A 17,346-nucleotide genomic window follows, 5' to 3' on the forward strand; every position below is an offset into this window, starting at 1 on the left:
TTTCGATGATGGTTGCCGGCGACGTCAATCGCGGCGGTGAATGTCGTGGGTGACGATGCCGAGTTCGGAAGGCGGCCGCTCGAGGCGCCGTCCGTCGGCCAACGTGCGGCGGATGTCGTCCCGTCCACTTTGCCAGTGCGCGCGCATCGCCTTCGGTCCGAACTCGTAGTCCTTGGAGTGACCTTCGTGGAGCCTGGACTGGTAGATCAGGTGGATGATGTTGTGGGAGCGGTGACGGGCGAGCTCGGCGATGGCGCGTATTTCGGGATCGTTTCTTGCGGCCTCCGGCAATCTGTCGATCGTCTGCTGCAGCGCCTGACGCATCTCCTGCATCCGCAGCGCCTGGTCGGTCACGGCGCGGGTGCGACTGGAATACTGGATGTCCTTCTGCCGGCTCGAAACCTCCATCATGTCGTGCGGCACGCGGCCCCGCGCCGACCATAGATCGATCTGGAACGTCAGCGTGTCTTTCGCATCGCCCGACAGCACGCGGGAGAGAGGCGTGTTGGAGACCACGCCGCCATCCCAGTAATGCTCGGAGTCGATCTCGACGGCGGGAAATCCGGGCGGCAGCGCGCCCGAAGCCATGAAGTGTTTCGGACCGAGCCGCCGCTCGGCTGTGTCGAAATACGTGAGATTGCCCGTGCGGACGTTGACCGCGCCGACGCTGACGCGCACTTCGCCCGAGTTCAGCCGGTCGAAATCGACGAGCTGTTCCAGCGTCCGCTGCAATGGCGCCGTGTCATAGAAGCTGGTCGCGGCGTCGCCCGAGAAGGGCGACCACAAGGGCGAGGGGAAGCGCGGCCTGAAGAAGCCGGGCTGGCCCTGGAACAGCGCGCGCATCGCGGCAAGCGTGTTGTGCACGGAGTTGAAGTCGAACGCGAAGGGTAGCGCACTGGCCAGTCCCTCGCCGGCAGGCCATTCCACCGGCGTTGCGCAGATCGTCTCCCAGAACTCGCGCAGCCGCGCCACGCGCTCGTTCTCCGGGGAGCCCGCGATGATCGCGGCGTTGAGCGCGCCGATCGAGATGCCCGCCAGCCAGTTCGGCCGGATGCCGGCCTCGTGCAAGCCTTCGTAGACGCCTGCCTGGTAGGCCCCGAGCGCGCCGCCGCCCTGCAGCACCAGCGCAACGACATCGTAAGGCAGCGGATTGATCGGTCGTGCAGAATCGATTTGTTCGCGTGTCACGTTGAACATGGCGACTACTCCTTGCAATGCGACCTGGTCGGTCAGCCCGCGTGTGTTTCGGTCAGGATTTCAGATCCGGCTCCACGCGATCGCGCCGCCGCGGGCCGCTCCAGATAGTCGTGCACCACGGTGCCTAATCCGAGCGTCAGGTCGGCAACGATATGCTTGGCCGAGAGCACCTGAAGAACCGGCAGCTCGGCGACCGGCGCGAGCGCGTGGGAGAAGAGATCGAGCGCGGCGGGGCCCGTCCATGCGCCTTTCACCGTCACGTCTTCGAGATGGAAGCGCACCAGCTCGCAGATGCGCGCGGTGCCGTCGACGTGCGGGATGATCTTCAGCAGGAAATTGGGCGCGATGAGCTTCCGTGCTTCGGTGGAAAGATCGAGGGCGCGATGCTTGTAGCCCATGGTGCCGGTGGCGATGCGTACCGAGCCGTAGTCCAGCGTGCCGACCAGCGTATCGGTCTCGACGGCCAGCTTCGGCTGGGCCAGCTTCTTGGGAAAGCCCCACAGCTCGCGGCCGCCGGCGATCGGCGGATGATCGTTGAGGAACATCTGGTGGACGAAGCTGCCGGTCTGGCCGCGGAAGGACACCGGGATGATCTGGCCGCTTTCCGTGTAGTCGCCAAAGCCGGTGGAATCGGGCATGCGAATGAATTCGTAATTCACCACAGGCTCGGTCAGCTCCAGCGGCTCCGGCACAATCCGGCGCAACGCCTCCGGGTCGGTCCGGTACTGGATGATGAAATATTCGCGGTTGATGAAGCGATACGGGCCGGGCGGGAAAGCCGGGTTCGTCAGCGGCATCGCGAACGCGAGGTTGCGGATCTGCTGGTTCATGCTGTGGGCTCCTGAATGATCGGTCTGCAGTGGATGGCCGCGCCCCCCGCGGGAGCGCGGCCATCATCCCGTGGGGCGTCTAGACTTCGGTCACGCGTTCCGGATCGGCCGACGCGAGCGCCAGGGCGCGCTCCGCCTTCGGCGGATAGATCCAGACGGTGTTGATCTCACGCTTGGTCTTCTTGGCGACGTCGCCGACCAGCTCGACCTTGCGCTCCCATCCGCGTGTGAACAGCGCGCCGGCTTCGCCGAGGTCGAGGCAGGTGACGTAGGCCTTCTGGTGGTAGGGCTTGGTCGGAACGCCGAGCAATTCGGCCGCGGCATTGTTGCCGGCAAAGGCGCCCATCCGCGTGGCGTGCTGGCACGACATCAGTGCGTAATTGCCCTCGTCGTCGCAGGCGGCGCGTGCTGCGTCGCCGGCCGCGAAGACACCCTGAACGCCTGACACCTGCAAGCAGCGATCGACCAGCAACCGTCCGAAATTGTCGCGCTCGGCGGGAATCTGCCCGGTCAGCGGCGCTGCACGCATGCCCGCCGCCCAGATCACCGTCTCGGTTTCGATGTGTTCACCGCTGGACAAGGTGACACCGGTCTCGTCGAGCGCGGCGACGCCGGCACCGAGCCGTGTCTCGACGCCAACCTTCCGCAAGGCTTCCTCGATGACGGGGCGGGCGCCTGCACCCATGTCGGGTGCGATCGCAGTGTTGCGATCGACGATGACGACGCGAGTCCTGGCATTGGGGCCCAGGATTTCGCGCAGCCGCGTCGGTATTTCGGTGGCCGCTTCGATCCCGGTGAAGCCGCCGCCGGCGATGACGACGGTGTCGCGTCCGTTCACGGCAGGCCGCTCCGCGAGGCCATGCAGATGCTTGTCGAGCGCAACGGCATCGTCGAGCGAATCGACGCTGAAGCCGTGCTCGGCGAGGCCCGGAATGTTCGGACGGAATAGCCGGCTGCCGGTGGTCACGACCAGGCGGTCGTAGGACAGCGTCTTTCGCGAGCCCTTCGCGGGCGTGATCTGCACCGTTCGGGCCTCGGTGTTGATCGTCTCGGCGCTGCCCTGGATGTAGTCGACGTCGATCGCCTCGAGGAGCTCGAGCAGCGGGGCCGTCAGGGTTTCCGGCTTGGGCTCGTAGAGCCGCGGACGGACCACCAGCGTCGGCTCCGGTGAGACGACCGCGATCTGCAGATCTTGCGGCGAGACGCCCCGGATGTCGCGCAGTCGCGCTGCGGAAAGGGCGGCGTACATGCCGGCGAAGCCGGCGCCGATGATGACGAGTCGCATGGATTTTCTCCTTGGTTGCTGTTCGAAAACCGCGCGCGAGCGCGCTGCTGCGTTGAGGGCAGCGTCCGGCGTCGGCGCGTGGGGTGGGTTGGATCGCTGGCTTAGGGCGCGATGCAGCGTGCCATCACCGATCTCGGCGGCTGGCCGTAGCCCAAGACGACGGGCTGAAGCTCATTTCGACTCCAGTCCTGATAGGGAAGCCCGGCGCCATTTCGGATCATGACGGAAACGGGCGGCCGTGCCGGGTGCAGGGTGTAGGCCGGAATTTCCACTTCCTCGCCCGTCGCCGACGTGAAGCGAACGGCCAGCGAGAGTCCGTACAAGGTCGCGGTCGCGAGGCTCCGGCGGCGTGATGAGATCAACCGTCGGCTGACGAAGTTTTTCCAGGTCATCTTTGGTCTCCCTCGATTGGTCTGGACATGGAGATGATGTAGCCGACCCGATTTGCCGTTGCCCCAGCGCGATTGCCGTCGCTGTCGAGAGATTGCTGCTAACGCATGCGCCTGCGCCAATCGCTCGGCGTCTCGCCCGTCAGCTTCTTGAATGCCGCGGCGAAGGCGGTCTGCGAGGAGTAACCAAGCGCCGCGGCGACCGAGACGATCGATTCGTCGCTTTCCCGCAGCATGTTCATGGCCTGCTCGAGCCGGTGCTGGCGTAACCAGGCATGCGGCGATAGCCCGGTGCTCTCCTTGAAAGACCGGCAGAAATGGAAGCGCGATAGCCCGGCATCGGACGCCAGCGCATCGAGCGAGACGTCCGCTTCGCTATCGGAGCGCAATCGTTCGATTGCACGGAGCAGGACCTTCGGCGCCAGCCCGCCCATGGTCGGCTGGAACGTGGTTGGCGATCCCGCATGCGCAGCCAAAAGGCGCGTGGCCAGAAGATCCGTGAGCTGATGCCGGAACAGCGCATCAAGGGCGCCATGGCCCTCCAGCGAATCCGCCGCGCTCAGGAGCAGTCGGGACGTGATCGTGTCGGGATGCGCCGTTCGCTCAATCAATTCGGCGGGCCCGGCGGTCCCGGCCTCGCCGGCGACGCGCTGCAGCGTTGCGTCGGGAAGGTAAAGCTGCACGACGTCGACGGGCTTCGGAATGTCCCATCGGGAGCTCGACCCTTCCGGAACGATGTTCACGACCCCCGGACGAAACGTGCCGATTGCGATCGATTTTCCCGAGCGCCGCTCCATGCGCTGCATCACGCCTTTATGCGCCATGATCACGTGGTGGCGCATGGGCTCGACGACGTCGTGCAGCGGATCGTGCTTCCAGTGCGCGATACCGGCACCGGAGGAGTCCAGCGCCATGCGAAGCGGCTCGGTCCCGAGCACGCGCGCCATCTCCGCGTCGGCGGCGCGCCGCTCGGACGTCGAGCGGTCGCCGGGCTGTGCGTCGGGTGCGGGCGGCAAGCCCTTGTGCGAGGGAGTGCGCATGAGTGCAGTGTTCCCGGTCATGGTGTGGCTCCTGCTGATCAGCTCGGGCTTTCGATCAGGCGTCCGTATTTGTACGGAATGGCACGTGTTCTATGCGCCGCGGTTGCGGTGCGTATTTCCTGAACCCGCCACGCTTTGTCCGATCCTGCTCCAAGCCGGCCCGCGCTTTCGCGAACGCACGGCGGGCGGACGGGGAGGAGAAGTGCTTCTGAGAAAAGGGGGCAGGCCGCCACACCGCCGCCACATCGGTGTCGCGATCGGGCACGCTCGTGGCGCGGGACGGCCGAAAATCGAAGTGGACAAGCCTGGTCCGGAAATCCTCCAAAGGGAGGGACCGGGACGACCGGGGCGCCGCTAGGCCGCGGCCGCCTGTGCCGACAACAGCAGCTTCAACTTCGCCGCCGGCACGGCCGGGCTGAACAGCCAGCCCTGCATCTGGCTGCATCCGAGCTGGAGCAGCACCGCGCGCTGCGCTTCGGTCTCGACGCCTTCCGCGGTCGTCGCCATGTGACGGGCGGCGGCCATGTGCACCACCGCCTGCACGATCGGCGAGGAATCTTCCGACTGACCGATGTCGCTGATGAAGCTGCGGTCGATCTTGATCTTGTCGAACGGGAAACGATGCAAATAGCTCAGAGACGAATAGCCGGTGCCGAAATCGTCGAGCGCGATGCGCACGCCGAGCTCGCGCAGCTGTTGCAGGATCGTCAGCGCCTCCTGGTCGTCGCGGATCAGGACAGTCTCGGTGATCTCGAGCTCGAGCCGTCCGGGGGCGAGACCCGACTCGGCGAGCGCGGCTGCGACCTTCAGCGCCAACGTCCGCGAGCGGAACTGCACCGGTGAGACGTTGACCGCGATGTGGATGTCGCCGGGCCAGGAGGCGGCCTCGGTGCAGGCCTGCCTCAGCACCCATTCACCGATCTCGCCGATCAATCCGGTCTCTTCCGCAACCGGGATGAAATCGGCGGGCGAGACCATGCCGCGCTCCGGATGGTGCCAGCGCAGCAGCGCTTCGCAGCCGGTGACGACGTTGGCCGCAAGATCGACCAGCGGCTGATAGTGCACCTCGAACTCGCCACGGGCCAGCGCCTGCCGTAGATCGAACTCGAGCTGGCGGCGCAGCCGCGCCTTGGCGTCGTATTCGGGCGCGAAGACGCGGAAGGTGCGGCGGCCCTCGGATTTCGCCGCATACATCGCGAGATCGGCGCGCTTGAGCAAATCGTCGAGATTGTCGCCGTGGTCGGGCGCGATCGCGATGCCGATGCTGGCATCGGTCGGGATTTCCTGGCCATTGTAGTTTACGGGCGCGCGCAGCGCCTTCAGGATCTGCTCGGCCAGCGCCGTCAGCTCGGCCTCGTCGCGGGTGCCGGCCTTGACGATTGCGAATTCGTCGCCGCCCAACCGCGCCACCATGTCGTTGCCGCTGATGCAGGCGCGCAGGCGGTTCGCGACCTGGCGCAGCAGCTCGTCGCCGACCTCGTGCCCAAGCGAATCGTTGACGCCCTTGAACTCGTCGACGTCGATATAGAGGATCGCGAACGGCTTGCCCTGGGCAAGCTCCGCGACGCGCCGCTCCAGATGGCCGCGCATCAGCACGCGGTTGGGTAGGTCGGTCAGCGCGTCGTAATGCGCCATATGCGCGATGCGCTCGTCGGCGCGGATGCGCTCGGTGACGTCGTCATGGGTCGCGAGCCAACCGCCGGCGGCACCGGGCTGGTTCTTGATCTCGATCAGGCGGCCATCGGAGGTCTCGACGATCGTGCTCTGCGTCTGCCCGGCATTGCCCAAAATGCCGTCGCAATAGGAATCGACGTCGCCGTGGAACGAACCCGTGTCGTGGCGATGCTGGATCACGTCGCGGAAATACGCGCCGGGCTTCACCACGTCCGCCGACAGTCCGTACATCTCGATGTAGCGCCGGTTGCAGACGATCAGCCGTTCGTCCTGGTCGAACATCAGGAGGCCCTGCGTCATCGTGTTCATCGCGGTGTCGAGCTGGTGCTTCTCCACGGCGAGCCGACGGGTCATCTGGCGGAAGATGAGATAGAGCGTGAGCACGAGCAGGCCGATCGACATCACGGCTACGGCCACGAAGAATTTGGTTTGCGTGTGCCATGTCGCCAGCGTCGCATCCAGCGACCTGGTTGCAACCACGACCAGCGGCTCGCCGGTCAGGAGGCGTGCGGCGACGAGGCGATCCTTGCCGTCGATCGGACTTGCGAGCTGGGTCGTGACGAAGGTGCGCTCGAACACCGCCACCTGCTCGGGCGTGCCGTTGCGGAAATTCTGCCCGATCATCGCGTCCACATGCGGAACGCGCGCGAGCAACTGGCCGTTCTGGTGGTGCATCGCGATCGAGGAGTCCTCGCCGAGCCCGCTCGAGGCGAAGAAGGATTCGAGCTGGTCCGGCGCGATTGCACGCGAGACCAGCCCAAGGAATTCGCCGTGGGGGCCGGAGACGCGGCGCGCGAACACGATCGCCGGCCCGCTGCCCAACCGTCCGGGCACCACCTCGACCTCCTCCTGCGAAGCTGGATCGTTCTTGAGGCGATTGAAATAGCCGCGGTCGGCGACCGAAACATCGGCGACCGGCCAGCGCCGCGACGAGTTGATCAGCACGCCCTTGGCGTCGAATAAATTGGCGCCGGCGACGTCCGACCAGCCGCTGGCTCTGGCGCGCAGCACTTCGTGCACGGCAAGCGTGCCCATCTCGCTGCGGAAGACATCGGCGGATTCGATGCCATGGCTTTCGAGCTCGGCGATGATGCTCTTCTGCAGCACCGCGAAGTCCTCGAACTCGCGGTCGAAATGGCGGGCGAGCAACCGGACCGCGCTCTCCAGGCTGTCGCGGCCGCTTTCGATCGCATTCTGCCGGAAGCGGTCGACGGTGAGCGCGGTGCCCACAGCCATTGCGGCCATCAGCACGAAGCCGCCTGCGATCAGCCATGTCAGCGGCGCGCCGCGCCAACGGCGCAGCAACGCGCGCATGCGCGCGCTCCATCGGATCGATGTGCCCATGCAGCCCTCCCGTGGGATGCAAGATGCGGCAAAACCGACAAGACCACGTTACCAGTAAGGGTTAGGAAAACATGAATCGGAATGGAATCAGAGGGTTGGTTCCATCGCTTGTCTGAAGGCGCGGTGGACCATGGTTCCCTCAGCGTCGGATTTCCCATCTCAACGCTTCCGCATTGGTCTTGGCGAACATCGCCGGCACGTCGAAGGTCCCGGTCTTGAGATCATAGCGGCAGCGCCAGTCGGCCAGCCCCTTCACGGCGACGTTCTTCGGATGTTTGTCCATTTCACCCGATAGCGAGATCACGAGGTAACGGTTGTCCGGCCAGTGCACGCCGAGCCCGCGATAGGCTTCTTCGGTGCCTTTCACGAGATTGGCCGAGATGTGGTAGTCGAGCTTCATCTTTCCGGTGTCCGGGCGGCTGTGGAAATAGGCCCAGGCCAAGTCGCTGAGCGAGGTCTTCGTCGCGCTGACGAAGGCGCCTTTCTCGAGACGGTAGAGATACAGGTCCTGCTCGCCGGAGCCGGTCTTCTGCATCCGCACCAGCCATTGCGAGTCGGGCGTGAAGCGGAAGCCGGCCGGATAGCCCTGCTCCGGCGTCAGCTCGGTCATCGCTTCGCCGTTCCGCGCCCAGACCTGCCATTTGATGTCGAAATCCCCGTCGTCCTTCTTGTACTGCTCGAGCCGGGTGGCTTTGTCGGGCGAGGTGAAGGCGAGTTCGGCATCGTCGGTGAGAGCGAAGCCAGGCGGCGGGCCGGACGCGGCGCGCGCCGGAGTTGCGGCCAGGATGAGGGCAAGCACCAGCCCAAGTACCGGCAATTGTGCGGGACGGCAAAATGCGTTCACGGGGAAATTCCTCGAGAAAAATGCCGCGGTGCGGCCTCGAGCATTTGACGCTGGCGGGGGTGCGCTGGTTCATCCCCGACGCCGGCGCATCATCCCATCGACCGTCTTGCTGCCGTGGCCAAAACGGCGCAACTTGCCGCCTCGATTGATTTGCCAGGTTCTTCCTGATCAAGGTTCGTTTCCGATGGTGACCGCGACCAAGGCCTTCATTGCATTCTGTCTGCTCGCGGTGGGCGGCACCGTGCTCGTGATCGGCCCCACCGAGCTGCGCCGCCTGCTGCCGATGGGGGCGAAGACCGACACCGTGGTCGCCGCCAAGCCGGAGGCTAAGGTCGAACAGAAGGTCGAACCCAAGCCGGAACTCAAGCCGGAAGAGCCAAAACTCGCCGCGGCCGCGCCGCCGGCACCAGCTGCATCTCCGGCGCCGGCCCCCGAGCCGAAGGCGGGTGCATTGGCTGAAACCCAGAAGCAGGTCACGGCCGCGCTTGCCGATCTTGCACCGGTCAAGCCGCCGCCGGCGGTTGCCGATAGCGGCCCCCGTTTCGACGTCGCACGCGTCGACGATCACGGCGAGGCAGCGGTGATCGCGGGCCAGGCGACGCCGGGCGCCAAGGTCGAGCTGCTGCGCGACGGCAAGCCGCTCGACAGTGTGGTGGCGGATGCCTCGGGCCAATTCGTGATGACGCCGCCGCAGCTTCCCGCCGGTTCCTACGAGCTGACCCTGCGGGCGAAATCGCCTGACGGCACCGTCACGCAATCCGGCCGCAGCATGCCGGTGGTGATCGCCGAAGCCGCGCCGCCGCCCGCGCGCCCTGCACCGGTCGCGAGGCAAGAGGTTAGACAAGAGACGAAGCAGGAAGCGAAGGCCGAGAAGCCCGACGACAAGTCGGATGTGGTGGCATCGGTCTCGGACCGGCCCGCGGCCCGGCCGAGATTGATGGGCGCACCGAAACCAAAGGGCGGGTCGGGGGTCATGGCGCGGACGCCCGCGGCCACGACCGTTGCATCGGCCTCACCGGCGGACGTCGTCGGCGGTGCACCGGCGGAAACAGGCGGCAGCCGGGTGATCTCCCGCGGCGACAGCCTGTGGGCACTGAGCCGGCTCGCTTACGGCGACGGCGCCCGCTTTGCCGTGATCTACAACGCCAACCGCGCCAAGATCCACAATCCCAATCTGATCTATCCCGGCCAGACCTTCGTGGTGCCGCAAAAGGCGGAGTGAGGAGAGCGCTTCGCCGCGCGCCTGCGGCCATCCTTCGAGACGCCCGCCTGCGGCGGGCCCTCAGGATGAGGGATGAGTCTGCGGCGGCATTTCAACGCAGGCGGATGTGCTGCCAAGCCTCATCCTGAGGAGGCCGCGAAGCGCTCGTCTCGAAGGACGAGGCGCTCGCTCGGGCGCAGCCGAGACGTCCTGAGCAAATACCACGACGCTTTGCCATGTGCGCTTCCGGAACATTTGGTTCCCTCGCGCGTCATTGTGATGCGACGCGATGCGCGCTTGGCGCCGGAGGAGGGCCAAGGTGGACAGGTCAGTGGTCATGTCGAGATCACGCTTGCGACCCAGGCTGGGGCTCGCGCTAACAGGCGTCGTGATTCTGGCGGTGCTGTTGCCAGGTCGCGCCGAGGCGCAGTTCGGCTTCCGCGGCGGCCCGCTCGGTGTTGCGCGCTTTGCCGTCGGCCACATGATCGGCATGTCGCGCTTGCGCCATGCCCGCATGGCGGTGCGGGGCAGCCGATACCGCTCCGCAGCACTGAGGTCGCAAGATCCTCGCGGCGCAGAGCGCGGACAAACTGCCAATCCTTACGTCCTCCGGGCCGCGATGACGGCGCAAGCCGCGCTGGCGGGCTGGCACGGCGGCCGCCGTCCGCAGGGCTGGTGGCGCCATCCCGACGGCAGCTACGGCTGGGTCGGCCCGGTGTTCTGGCCGTTCGCGCATGACGATCTCACCACTGCAATCATCCTCGGCGATACGACCAGCCTCTCGCTCTACGGCTATGGCGACATCTATGCCGCGATCTTCGCACCCTATGCGGCCACCGAGCTTGCTGCCTACACCGCGCCGCATGGCCGGCGCGGACGGCGAGTCCCGACCGCGGAGACGGTCTGCGATGCCAGCGACACCGGCGGCCTGCCGGTTGATCGCATCGCCGCTATCGTGCAGCCGAATGAATTGCAGCGCACAGCGCTCGACGAGCTCGCGACCGCGTGGGCATCCGCGCGCGACACCATCCGCGCCGCGTGTCCAACGCAGGTCCCCGCGACGGCCATGGAGCGCCTCGGCCTGATGCGCGAGCGCATCGAGGCCATGATCAAGGCGACGGACGCGGTCGCGCCCGCGCTGACAAAGTTCGTCGATCTCCTCGACGACGAGCAGAGAGCCAAGCTCGATAGCCTGGCCAAGGACCGCCGCGCCGCGCTTGCAGCGCTCCAGCAAAAGAATCCCCAGGCGGCATCGGCCTGCCAGGCGGACAGCGATCCCCGCTACGACGAGAAGCTGCAGCGCCAATACGAGCAGCTCGTGCAGCAGCAATGGCCCGCGGCCGAGATCGCCTCCACGCTCAAGCTCGACGACACCGCCCGCGCCCGCCTCGACGTGCTCCAGGACACCTCGCTGCGCACCATGGAAACGCTGAGCGCCTGTCCGTCACAACCAGCAGCGACACCGCAGGCACGCCTCACTGCCGTGAAGGCGCGGCTGGAGACGATGCTGCAGGCGGTGAACGGCGTCACTGACGCGCTCGACGATTTCGAGGCGGACCTGAGCGACGAGCAGAAGGCGGGGCTCGAGGCGATGGGGCCGAAGCGCGGGGCGTGATCACCCGCACCGCCTCCAACCAATTCCGTACCCGCGTAAGTCATTGATCTTGCAGGCCCCGGCTACTGTGCATGGGGTTGTTTTCGCACTTTTTTGTTTGGACTACCCTCTTCGCCTTGCCGCGGCGGCATCCACCACGTTCTCCACCTCCTCGCGCCACGACAGGATCTCCATCGCGAGCACGGGGTGGTTGAAGCCCTTGAGCACGAGATCGTCGAGCGCGCGGGCTTCGACCCAGGGCTCGACCATGCCGTAGACGCGGCGGCTGACGACGACCTGGCCGGCCTTGGCTTCGTCGCAGAGGCGGGAGGAAAGATTGGTGACGCTGCCGATCGCGGCATATTCGAGCCGCTGCTCGAAGCCGATCTGGCCGAGCGTGGCGTAGCCCATGGCGACGCCGACACCGAAGCCGAGCGAGTGGCCGCGGTTCTTCCACTTCTCGGTCAATTGGCCAATCACATCGCGCATCTCGACCGCCATCTTCACCGCGCGCTTGGTGTGGTCGGCAAATTGAATCGGCGCGTTGAACAGGATCATCACGCCATCGCCGGCAAAGCGATCGAGCGTGCCTTCATAGCGGTGGATCAGCTCGCCGAGCGCGGCGTGATATTCGCGCAGCACATTCATTGCCTCTTCAGGCTCGGTCGCCTCCGTAAACGAGGTGAAGCCGCGCAAATCGCAGAACACGACGGTGACCTCGCGGCGATGGCTGTCGAGCAGCGCGTCGTGGCCGTCGGACGAGGCGATCAGCTGCGCCACTTGCGGCGCGAGGAAACGTTCGAGCCGCTTGATGCGGCCGATCTCGCCGAGTTGTTTCTCGACGCGCTCTTCAAGCGAGCGATTCCAGTTGCGCAGCTGTTCGGTCTGCTCCTGGAGCTTGGCGGCCTGCTGCTGCACGGTTTGGTGCGCAGCCGCGAGCTCGCGGCCCTTGTGGTCGACCTCGGTGAACAGCCGCGCATTGCGCATCGCCAGCACGGCCTGGTTGGCAAAGGTGCGCATCAGGCCGATGATGCTGGCGGCGAACTCGCCGCTGGCGCGGCGCAGCACGACCAGCGAGCCGAGCGTGCCCTGCTGGTCCACCAGCGGCACCACCAGCACCGAATGGAAGCCGGCCTCGATCGCGACATCGCGCAGCGGCTGCTCGGAAGCCTGGTCGAGATCGGCAATCGCGATCGGCTCGCCGCTCCCGGCCGCATCGCTCAGGATATCCTGGCCTTCGTCGATCGTGACATGGGCGCCGTCGGCGGATTTGTCGATCCCGTTGGCCTCGACCAGATTGAAGCGGCGCACCTGCGCGTCATAGCCGTAGATCAGCACGGCGTCGGCATGGGTGATCTCGATCGCGCGCGCGGCGATCGTTGGCAGCACGGCGTTGAGATCGAGCGAGGCTGCGACCGCGCGGCCGACCTCTTCCAGCACCTTGAGCTCGTTGATCGACTGCGCGAGATCGCGGGTGCGCTCCTCGACCTTGGTCTCCAGGTCCGAATAGGTCTCCTGGATCTGGTCGGCCATGCGGTTGAACTGGCCGGCGAGATCTTCCAGCTCGTCGGCGGTGTGCACCTCGATGCGATGGCTGAAATCGCCCTCGCCGAGCTTGTGCGCGCCGTCGCGTAGCGCCGTGATCGGGATGATCATGCGGCGCGCCAGAAGCGTGCCGGCGAGGATCGCGACCAGCAGGCCCATGCCGATCAAAAGCGCAATGCGCACCAGCTGGTCGCGGATCGGCATCAGGGCCTGCGTGGTCGGCTGCTCGAACATCACGCTCCAGCCGAGCTTCGGCACAATGCTGGCGGCGCTCATCACTGCATGGCCGTTGAAGTCGGTGCCCGAACTGTCGGGCTCGTGGCCCGGCGCGACCGCAGCCGCGACCTGCGGCAGCTTCGACAAATCCTTGCCGACCTCGGGGCCCTTCGACGACGTCGCCAGCACGCGGCCGCGCGGATCGACCACATAGGCGAAGGCAGCCTTGCCGACCTGGGCGTCGGAGAGGTACTCGGAGAGAAAGCTGAGGTCGAGTTCGGCCACTGTGACGCCGGCGTTGAAACCGGAATGCGCCACCGAGATCGACATGAACGGCGTTCGGTCGGAGAACCAGGCCGGCGCATAGCTGACGCCGCGGGCGACGGTGTCGGTGAAGCGCATGTCGCGGGAGAGGTCGGCGTTGCTGCCGGTCGTGGTCGACTGGCGCGAGACGCGCAGCACCTCGCGGCCGTCGCCGTTGAGCTGAAACAGCTGAGTGACGACCGCGACCTGGTGCAGCAGCTGGGCGTAGTCGGCGCGGCGCTTCTCGAGCGTGTCCTGGCTCGCCCGCGTCACCCAGCTGATCTGGCGTTCGAGCTCGGAGATCGACTGCTCGATCCGCCGCGCGGCAGCCTGCGCCTTGTCCTCGAGACCGTCGGTCAGCTGTGTCTTGGTGGCGCGGTAGGAGATCCAGCTCTCCATCGCGCCGTTGACGGCGAGCACGAACACGACGAGGCCGACGAGAGAGACGACGTATTTGGCGAACAGACCCTCGCGCAGAAACCGTGTCTTGTCGTTCGCTCCTGCCATCCCGATCCTCTCGCGCCGCCATCGGCGCCGGCGCTACGGGCCTGACGGACCCTGCGAGCCTTCTAGCACAATTTAGTCCAACGGACTGTGAAGGGGCTGGTCGGGCCGCCTGACCGGCCGGTGTGGTTACCCGCCTGGACGCTGGGCAGGCGGAAGCATGGTGAATTGTCGCAGTCTCATCCCTTTGGAGGAAGCCGCCGCCGGGCCAGCCGATGTAAGGGGATGGCTTGGCAAGGGAGGGCTGGGAGTCCAGCGCTTTGGTCCTGCAATCATCGATTAAAGAGCTGCCGCAGCACGTCGTTCATCGGCTGGCTGTCCTGCTGCGCCGCCGGCGGGTCCTCCAGGCCGGGGGACGCCGGCGAAGCTTGCGGCATCAGTGTGGATGGCGCTGCAGGCAGGCTGCGGCTGCGGCCGGTGGCTGTGCCTGTGCCGGTGGCAGTCCCAGTGCCGTTTCCCGCGCCACCGGAAAGTCCCTGCTGGATCAGATTGCCGATCGCCTCGCCCAAGGGGCCGCCGAGCGGGTTGTTCTGTCCGGGCTGCTGGGTTTGCGGATTGGCATTGCCGGTCGCATTGCCGCCACCCGGCGCGGCGGTCCCTCCGAGACCAAGGCTACCCAGAATATTGCCGAGCCCGGCCCCATCAGCGCCGAACAGCCCCTTGCCCATCTCGCGCAGCTTGGCATAGGCGGCGTCCGGATTGTCCAGCATGCCGGCCATGTCAGGATAGATCCGCGGCTGCGACCAGGTACCCTGGATCATCACGGGGATGCCGAAGCCGACCGGCTCGGCGGCGCGGCCCTGGCCTTCGGTCGTCATCACCAGCTTCGGCTCGACGCGAAAGCCCATCATCTTGGTGTCGAGTGCGATCGTGCCGGCGCCGGTCACGCGGACCAGCGGTCCGGTCAGGTTGAGATCGGTCGTCACCGCCTGGCCCTTGTCGATCCGGAACGACGCCGAGAGCTGCGACAAATCCGTGCTCTGCTCCCGACCGTTGTCCTGGTTTGCCTGCCAGCCCGACAGCGTGCCCGATGTCAGCGAGCGGATCATCTGTGCGACGTTGATGCCGCGAATGGCGCCGTCCTGGAAATTGACGAAGGCCGTGCCCTGCATGTTCGCCATCAATGCGCGCTGGCTGGTGCCGGCGCTGCGCAGCGCAAGCTTGGCCTGCAGCTTGCCGTCGATCCGGTCGAATTCGGCGAGGCCTTGGAGCAGCGGCAGCGCGCGCACGCCGGCGAGGTCGGAATGCATCGCAAAGCTCGGCGCGCCGCTGGTCGCATCCAGGATCAATTCGCCCGAGACCTGGCCGCCATAGGCGCCGAGATTGGCGGTGCCGGCCTTCAGCACGCCGCCGGCGAGTTTTGCATCGACCGCCAGCGGCGCGAGACGCGCATCGCCGATCACCGCCTCGTGCGCGGAGATCCTGATTTGCGCATCGACATAGTTGAGCGCGGACACGTCGATCGGCGCATCGCTCCAGGGTTGCCCGGACGCGCCTTCCGGCGATTTCGCCAGCGGAATCGCGAGCCGCTGGAAGTCGAGATCGACCTTGACCAGAGGCTTGCTCGCGATATCGACCGAGGCCCAGCCGTTGAACGCGCCATCGCCGAGCGTGCCGCTCACGCCGTTGATCATCACGACATCGCCGCTCAGCCGCATCTCGGCATGACCCGCGAGCCGGGACTTCAACACGTCCGGCATGTCGATGGCGAAATCCACCGGAATGGTCGGTCGGTCGGCCGGCGGCGCCGGCGTGGTCGCCTTGATGTCGAACTTGGTCGGATGCTCGCCGACCCGTGCGGTGCCGGTGATGCTGATCTTGCGGTCGCGGCTGACGATCGCATCGGCATTGACGGCGCTGATGCGGCTCTCGACTCGATCGCGCACGCGCGCGAATGCGATCTCGCCATCGGTGACCTTGATGCGGTCGATGGCGGCGCCATCGGTATCGAGCGCGACCGGCTTCGACGTGCCGCCGGCATTCGGCAGTCGCTCACGCAGCAGCGGCTGGTAGAGCACGGGATGGGTGACGACGAGCTCGCTGATCTTCGGACGGCCCGACCAGACGCTCGAGAGCGACATGTCGGCCTGCACGCTGTCGATGGTCAGGCGCGTGATGCCGCTGCGGTCCTTGGGGTCGGCAAGCGTGAGGTCGTTCAGCGTCACGTTCAGCGTCGGCCACAGGCTGATTCTGATGGTGCCGTCGATCGACAAGCGATAGCCGGTCGCGCTCTCGACCCGCGAGGCAATCGTCGACGTCAGGAAGCCCGAGGGGATCCCGACCACCAGCAGGAGTGCGATCACGATGACGATTGCGGCCACCGCCGCGCCGGCGAATTTCACGGCTCTCATGTCGACTTTCCAGCGGCGAGCGATGGGCGTCGAATCCGGCACATGACCGTCATTTCCACCCGTCCTTTGCGCCTGAGTTTATCCCGGGACGGGAAGCGGCTCCAAGCACGTAAAAATAGTCTGGGGGTGCTGCAAAGTTATGTGACTTATGGCACACTTCCCCGGCGCGGTTTTACGCGATCCTGATGTTGATGGTTCCAAGCGATTTGCCAACGAAATTCACAAGGACATTGAAATGAGCAAGCAGGCCGAATTTGCGGTCATCCTCAAGATGAATGCGATGTTCGCCGATCTCGGCGCAGACGAGCTCCAGCGGCTGGCGAATCTCTGCCACACCCAGCATCTGGGCAACGGCGAGGTGCTGTTCCAGAAGGGCGACGCGGGCGATGCGCTGTTCGGCGTCCGCCGAGGCCAGGTCCGTATCGAGACCGGCGCCTCCGACGGCAGCCGCCTGACGCTGAACTTCATGGGGCCGGGCGACCTGTTCGGCGAGGTTGCGGTGCTGGACGGCCAGAGCCGCACTGCGGACGCCACCGCGGGCGAAGCCAGCGAGCTGTTCGTCTTGCGGCGCGAAGACTTTCTCGCCTTCCTCGAACGCGAGCCGAAGGTCGGGATCAAGATCATCGCGCTGCTGTGCCAGCGCATCCGCTGGCAGAGCGAGCGCATGGAAGAGTCCATGCTCCAGCCGCTGCCGGTTCGCCTCGCGCGGCGCCTTTGCGCGCTCGCCGCCGATTTCGGTTCGGAGGTGCACATCTCGCAGGAGCAGCTCGGCGTCTTCGTCGGCGCCGCTCGCGAGAGCGTCAACCGCCAGCTTCAGGCCTGGCGCAAGGAAGCCATCCTCGATCTCCAGCGCGGCCGCATCCTGCTGCGGAACATGACTAAGCTGACGGCGATCGCGCGGAACGAGTAGGGGGCCGTTAGGCTGGGTCGCTACAATCGGGGCGAAGGAGTTCGTCAGAAGAGTCCCAACTCGCGACCCACGCTTTAACGGCCTCGATCGGCACAGCACGACCGGTACGTCTGAATGCT

At 66.2% G+C, this 17,346-nt stretch carries 12 protein-coding genes; 3 read left to right on the forward strand and 9 right to left on the reverse strand.

What is annotated here, in order from left to right; all coding sequences use genetic code 11:
- Positions 1 to 24 precede the first annotated feature (24 nt).
- From BRA1417_RS0106155 to BRA1417_RS0106185, 7 genes are all read right to left on the reverse strand, one after another.
- Entirely contained in the window at positions 25 to 1,197 is a 1,173-nt protein-coding gene (locus BRA1417_RS0106155; protein ID WP_035968363.1) for a patatin-like phospholipase family protein, read from the reverse strand.
- 32 nt (positions 1,198 to 1,229) lie between these two features.
- Positions 1,230 to 2,027, reverse strand: coding sequence for an acetoacetate decarboxylase (locus BRA1417_RS0106160; protein WP_027515072.1), 798 nt, complete (start codon positions 2,025 to 2,027; stop codon positions 1,230 to 1,232).
- Between the two features lie 79 nt (positions 2,028 to 2,106).
- On the reverse strand, positions 2,107 to 3,312 hold the full coding sequence (locus BRA1417_RS0106165) for an NAD(P)/FAD-dependent oxidoreductase (RefSeq protein WP_027515073.1): 1,206 nt from the start codon (positions 3,310 to 3,312) through the stop codon (positions 2,107 to 2,109).
- Positions 3,313 to 3,413: 101 nt separating this feature from the next.
- Positions 3,414 to 3,704, reverse strand: a complete 291-nt coding sequence (locus BRA1417_RS0106170) for a hypothetical protein (protein WP_027515074.1) — start codon at positions 3,702 to 3,704, stop codon at positions 3,414 to 3,416.
- A gap of 98 nt (positions 3,705 to 3,802) precedes the next feature.
- Entirely contained in the window at positions 3,803 to 4,762 is a 960-nt protein-coding gene (locus BRA1417_RS0106175; protein ID WP_198034790.1) for an AraC family transcriptional regulator, read from the reverse strand.
- A 333-nt stretch (positions 4,763 to 5,095) separates the two neighbouring features.
- A complete protein-coding gene (locus BRA1417_RS0106180; RefSeq protein WP_027515076.1) occupies positions 5,096 to 7,759 on the reverse strand; it encodes an EAL domain-containing protein in 2,664 nt (887 codons plus the stop codon).
- A gap of 139 nt (positions 7,760 to 7,898) precedes the next feature.
- Entirely contained in the window at positions 7,899 to 8,603 is a 705-nt protein-coding gene (locus tag BRA1417_RS0106185; protein WP_027515077.1) for a hypothetical protein, read from the reverse strand.
- A gap of 184 nt (positions 8,604 to 8,787) precedes the next feature.
- Between BRA1417_RS0106185 and BRA1417_RS0106190 the strand changes: the two genes are divergently transcribed.
- Together BRA1417_RS0106190 and BRA1417_RS0106195 are read left to right on the forward strand one after the other, a co-directional pair.
- Positions 8,788 to 9,825, forward strand: a complete 1,038-nt coding sequence (locus tag BRA1417_RS0106190) for a LysM peptidoglycan-binding domain-containing protein (RefSeq protein WP_027515078.1) — start codon at positions 8,788 to 8,790, stop codon at positions 9,823 to 9,825.
- A gap of 316 nt (positions 9,826 to 10,141) precedes the next feature.
- Positions 10,142 to 11,419 carry a Spy/CpxP family protein refolding chaperone gene (locus BRA1417_RS0106195; RefSeq protein WP_035969147.1) on the forward strand — a complete coding sequence of 426 codons (1,278 nt, stop codon included), beginning with the start codon at positions 10,142 to 10,144 and terminating at the stop codon, positions 11,417 to 11,419.
- A 102-nt stretch (positions 11,420 to 11,521) separates the two neighbouring features.
- On the opposite strand, the gene BRA1417_RS0106200 is transcribed toward BRA1417_RS0106195, so the two are convergent.
- Positions 11,522 to 13,969, reverse strand: a complete 2,448-nt coding sequence (locus tag BRA1417_RS0106200) for an adenylate/guanylate cyclase domain-containing protein (RefSeq protein ID WP_027515080.1) — start codon at positions 13,967 to 13,969, stop codon at positions 11,522 to 11,524.
- Positions 13,970 to 14,238: 269 nt separating this feature from the next.
- Positions 14,239 to 16,317, reverse strand: a complete 2,079-nt coding sequence (locus BRA1417_RS0106205) for an AsmA family protein (RefSeq protein ID WP_027515081.1) — start codon at positions 16,315 to 16,317, stop codon at positions 14,239 to 14,241.
- Positions 16,318 to 16,552: 235 nt separating this feature from the next.
- Here BRA1417_RS0106205 and BRA1417_RS0106210 point away from each other — a divergent pair, with 235 nt between their 5' ends.
- Complete coding sequence (locus BRA1417_RS0106210) at positions 16,553 to 17,227, forward strand: Crp/Fnr family transcriptional regulator (protein ID WP_007599026.1); 675 nt, start codon at positions 16,553 to 16,555, stop codon at positions 17,225 to 17,227.
- Positions 17,228 to 17,346: the final 119 nt, after the last annotated feature.

This window comes from Bradyrhizobium sp. WSM1417 (assembly GCF_000515415.1).
In the GTDB taxonomy this organism is placed as follows: Bacteria; Pseudomonadota; Alphaproteobacteria; order Rhizobiales; family Xanthobacteraceae; genus Bradyrhizobium.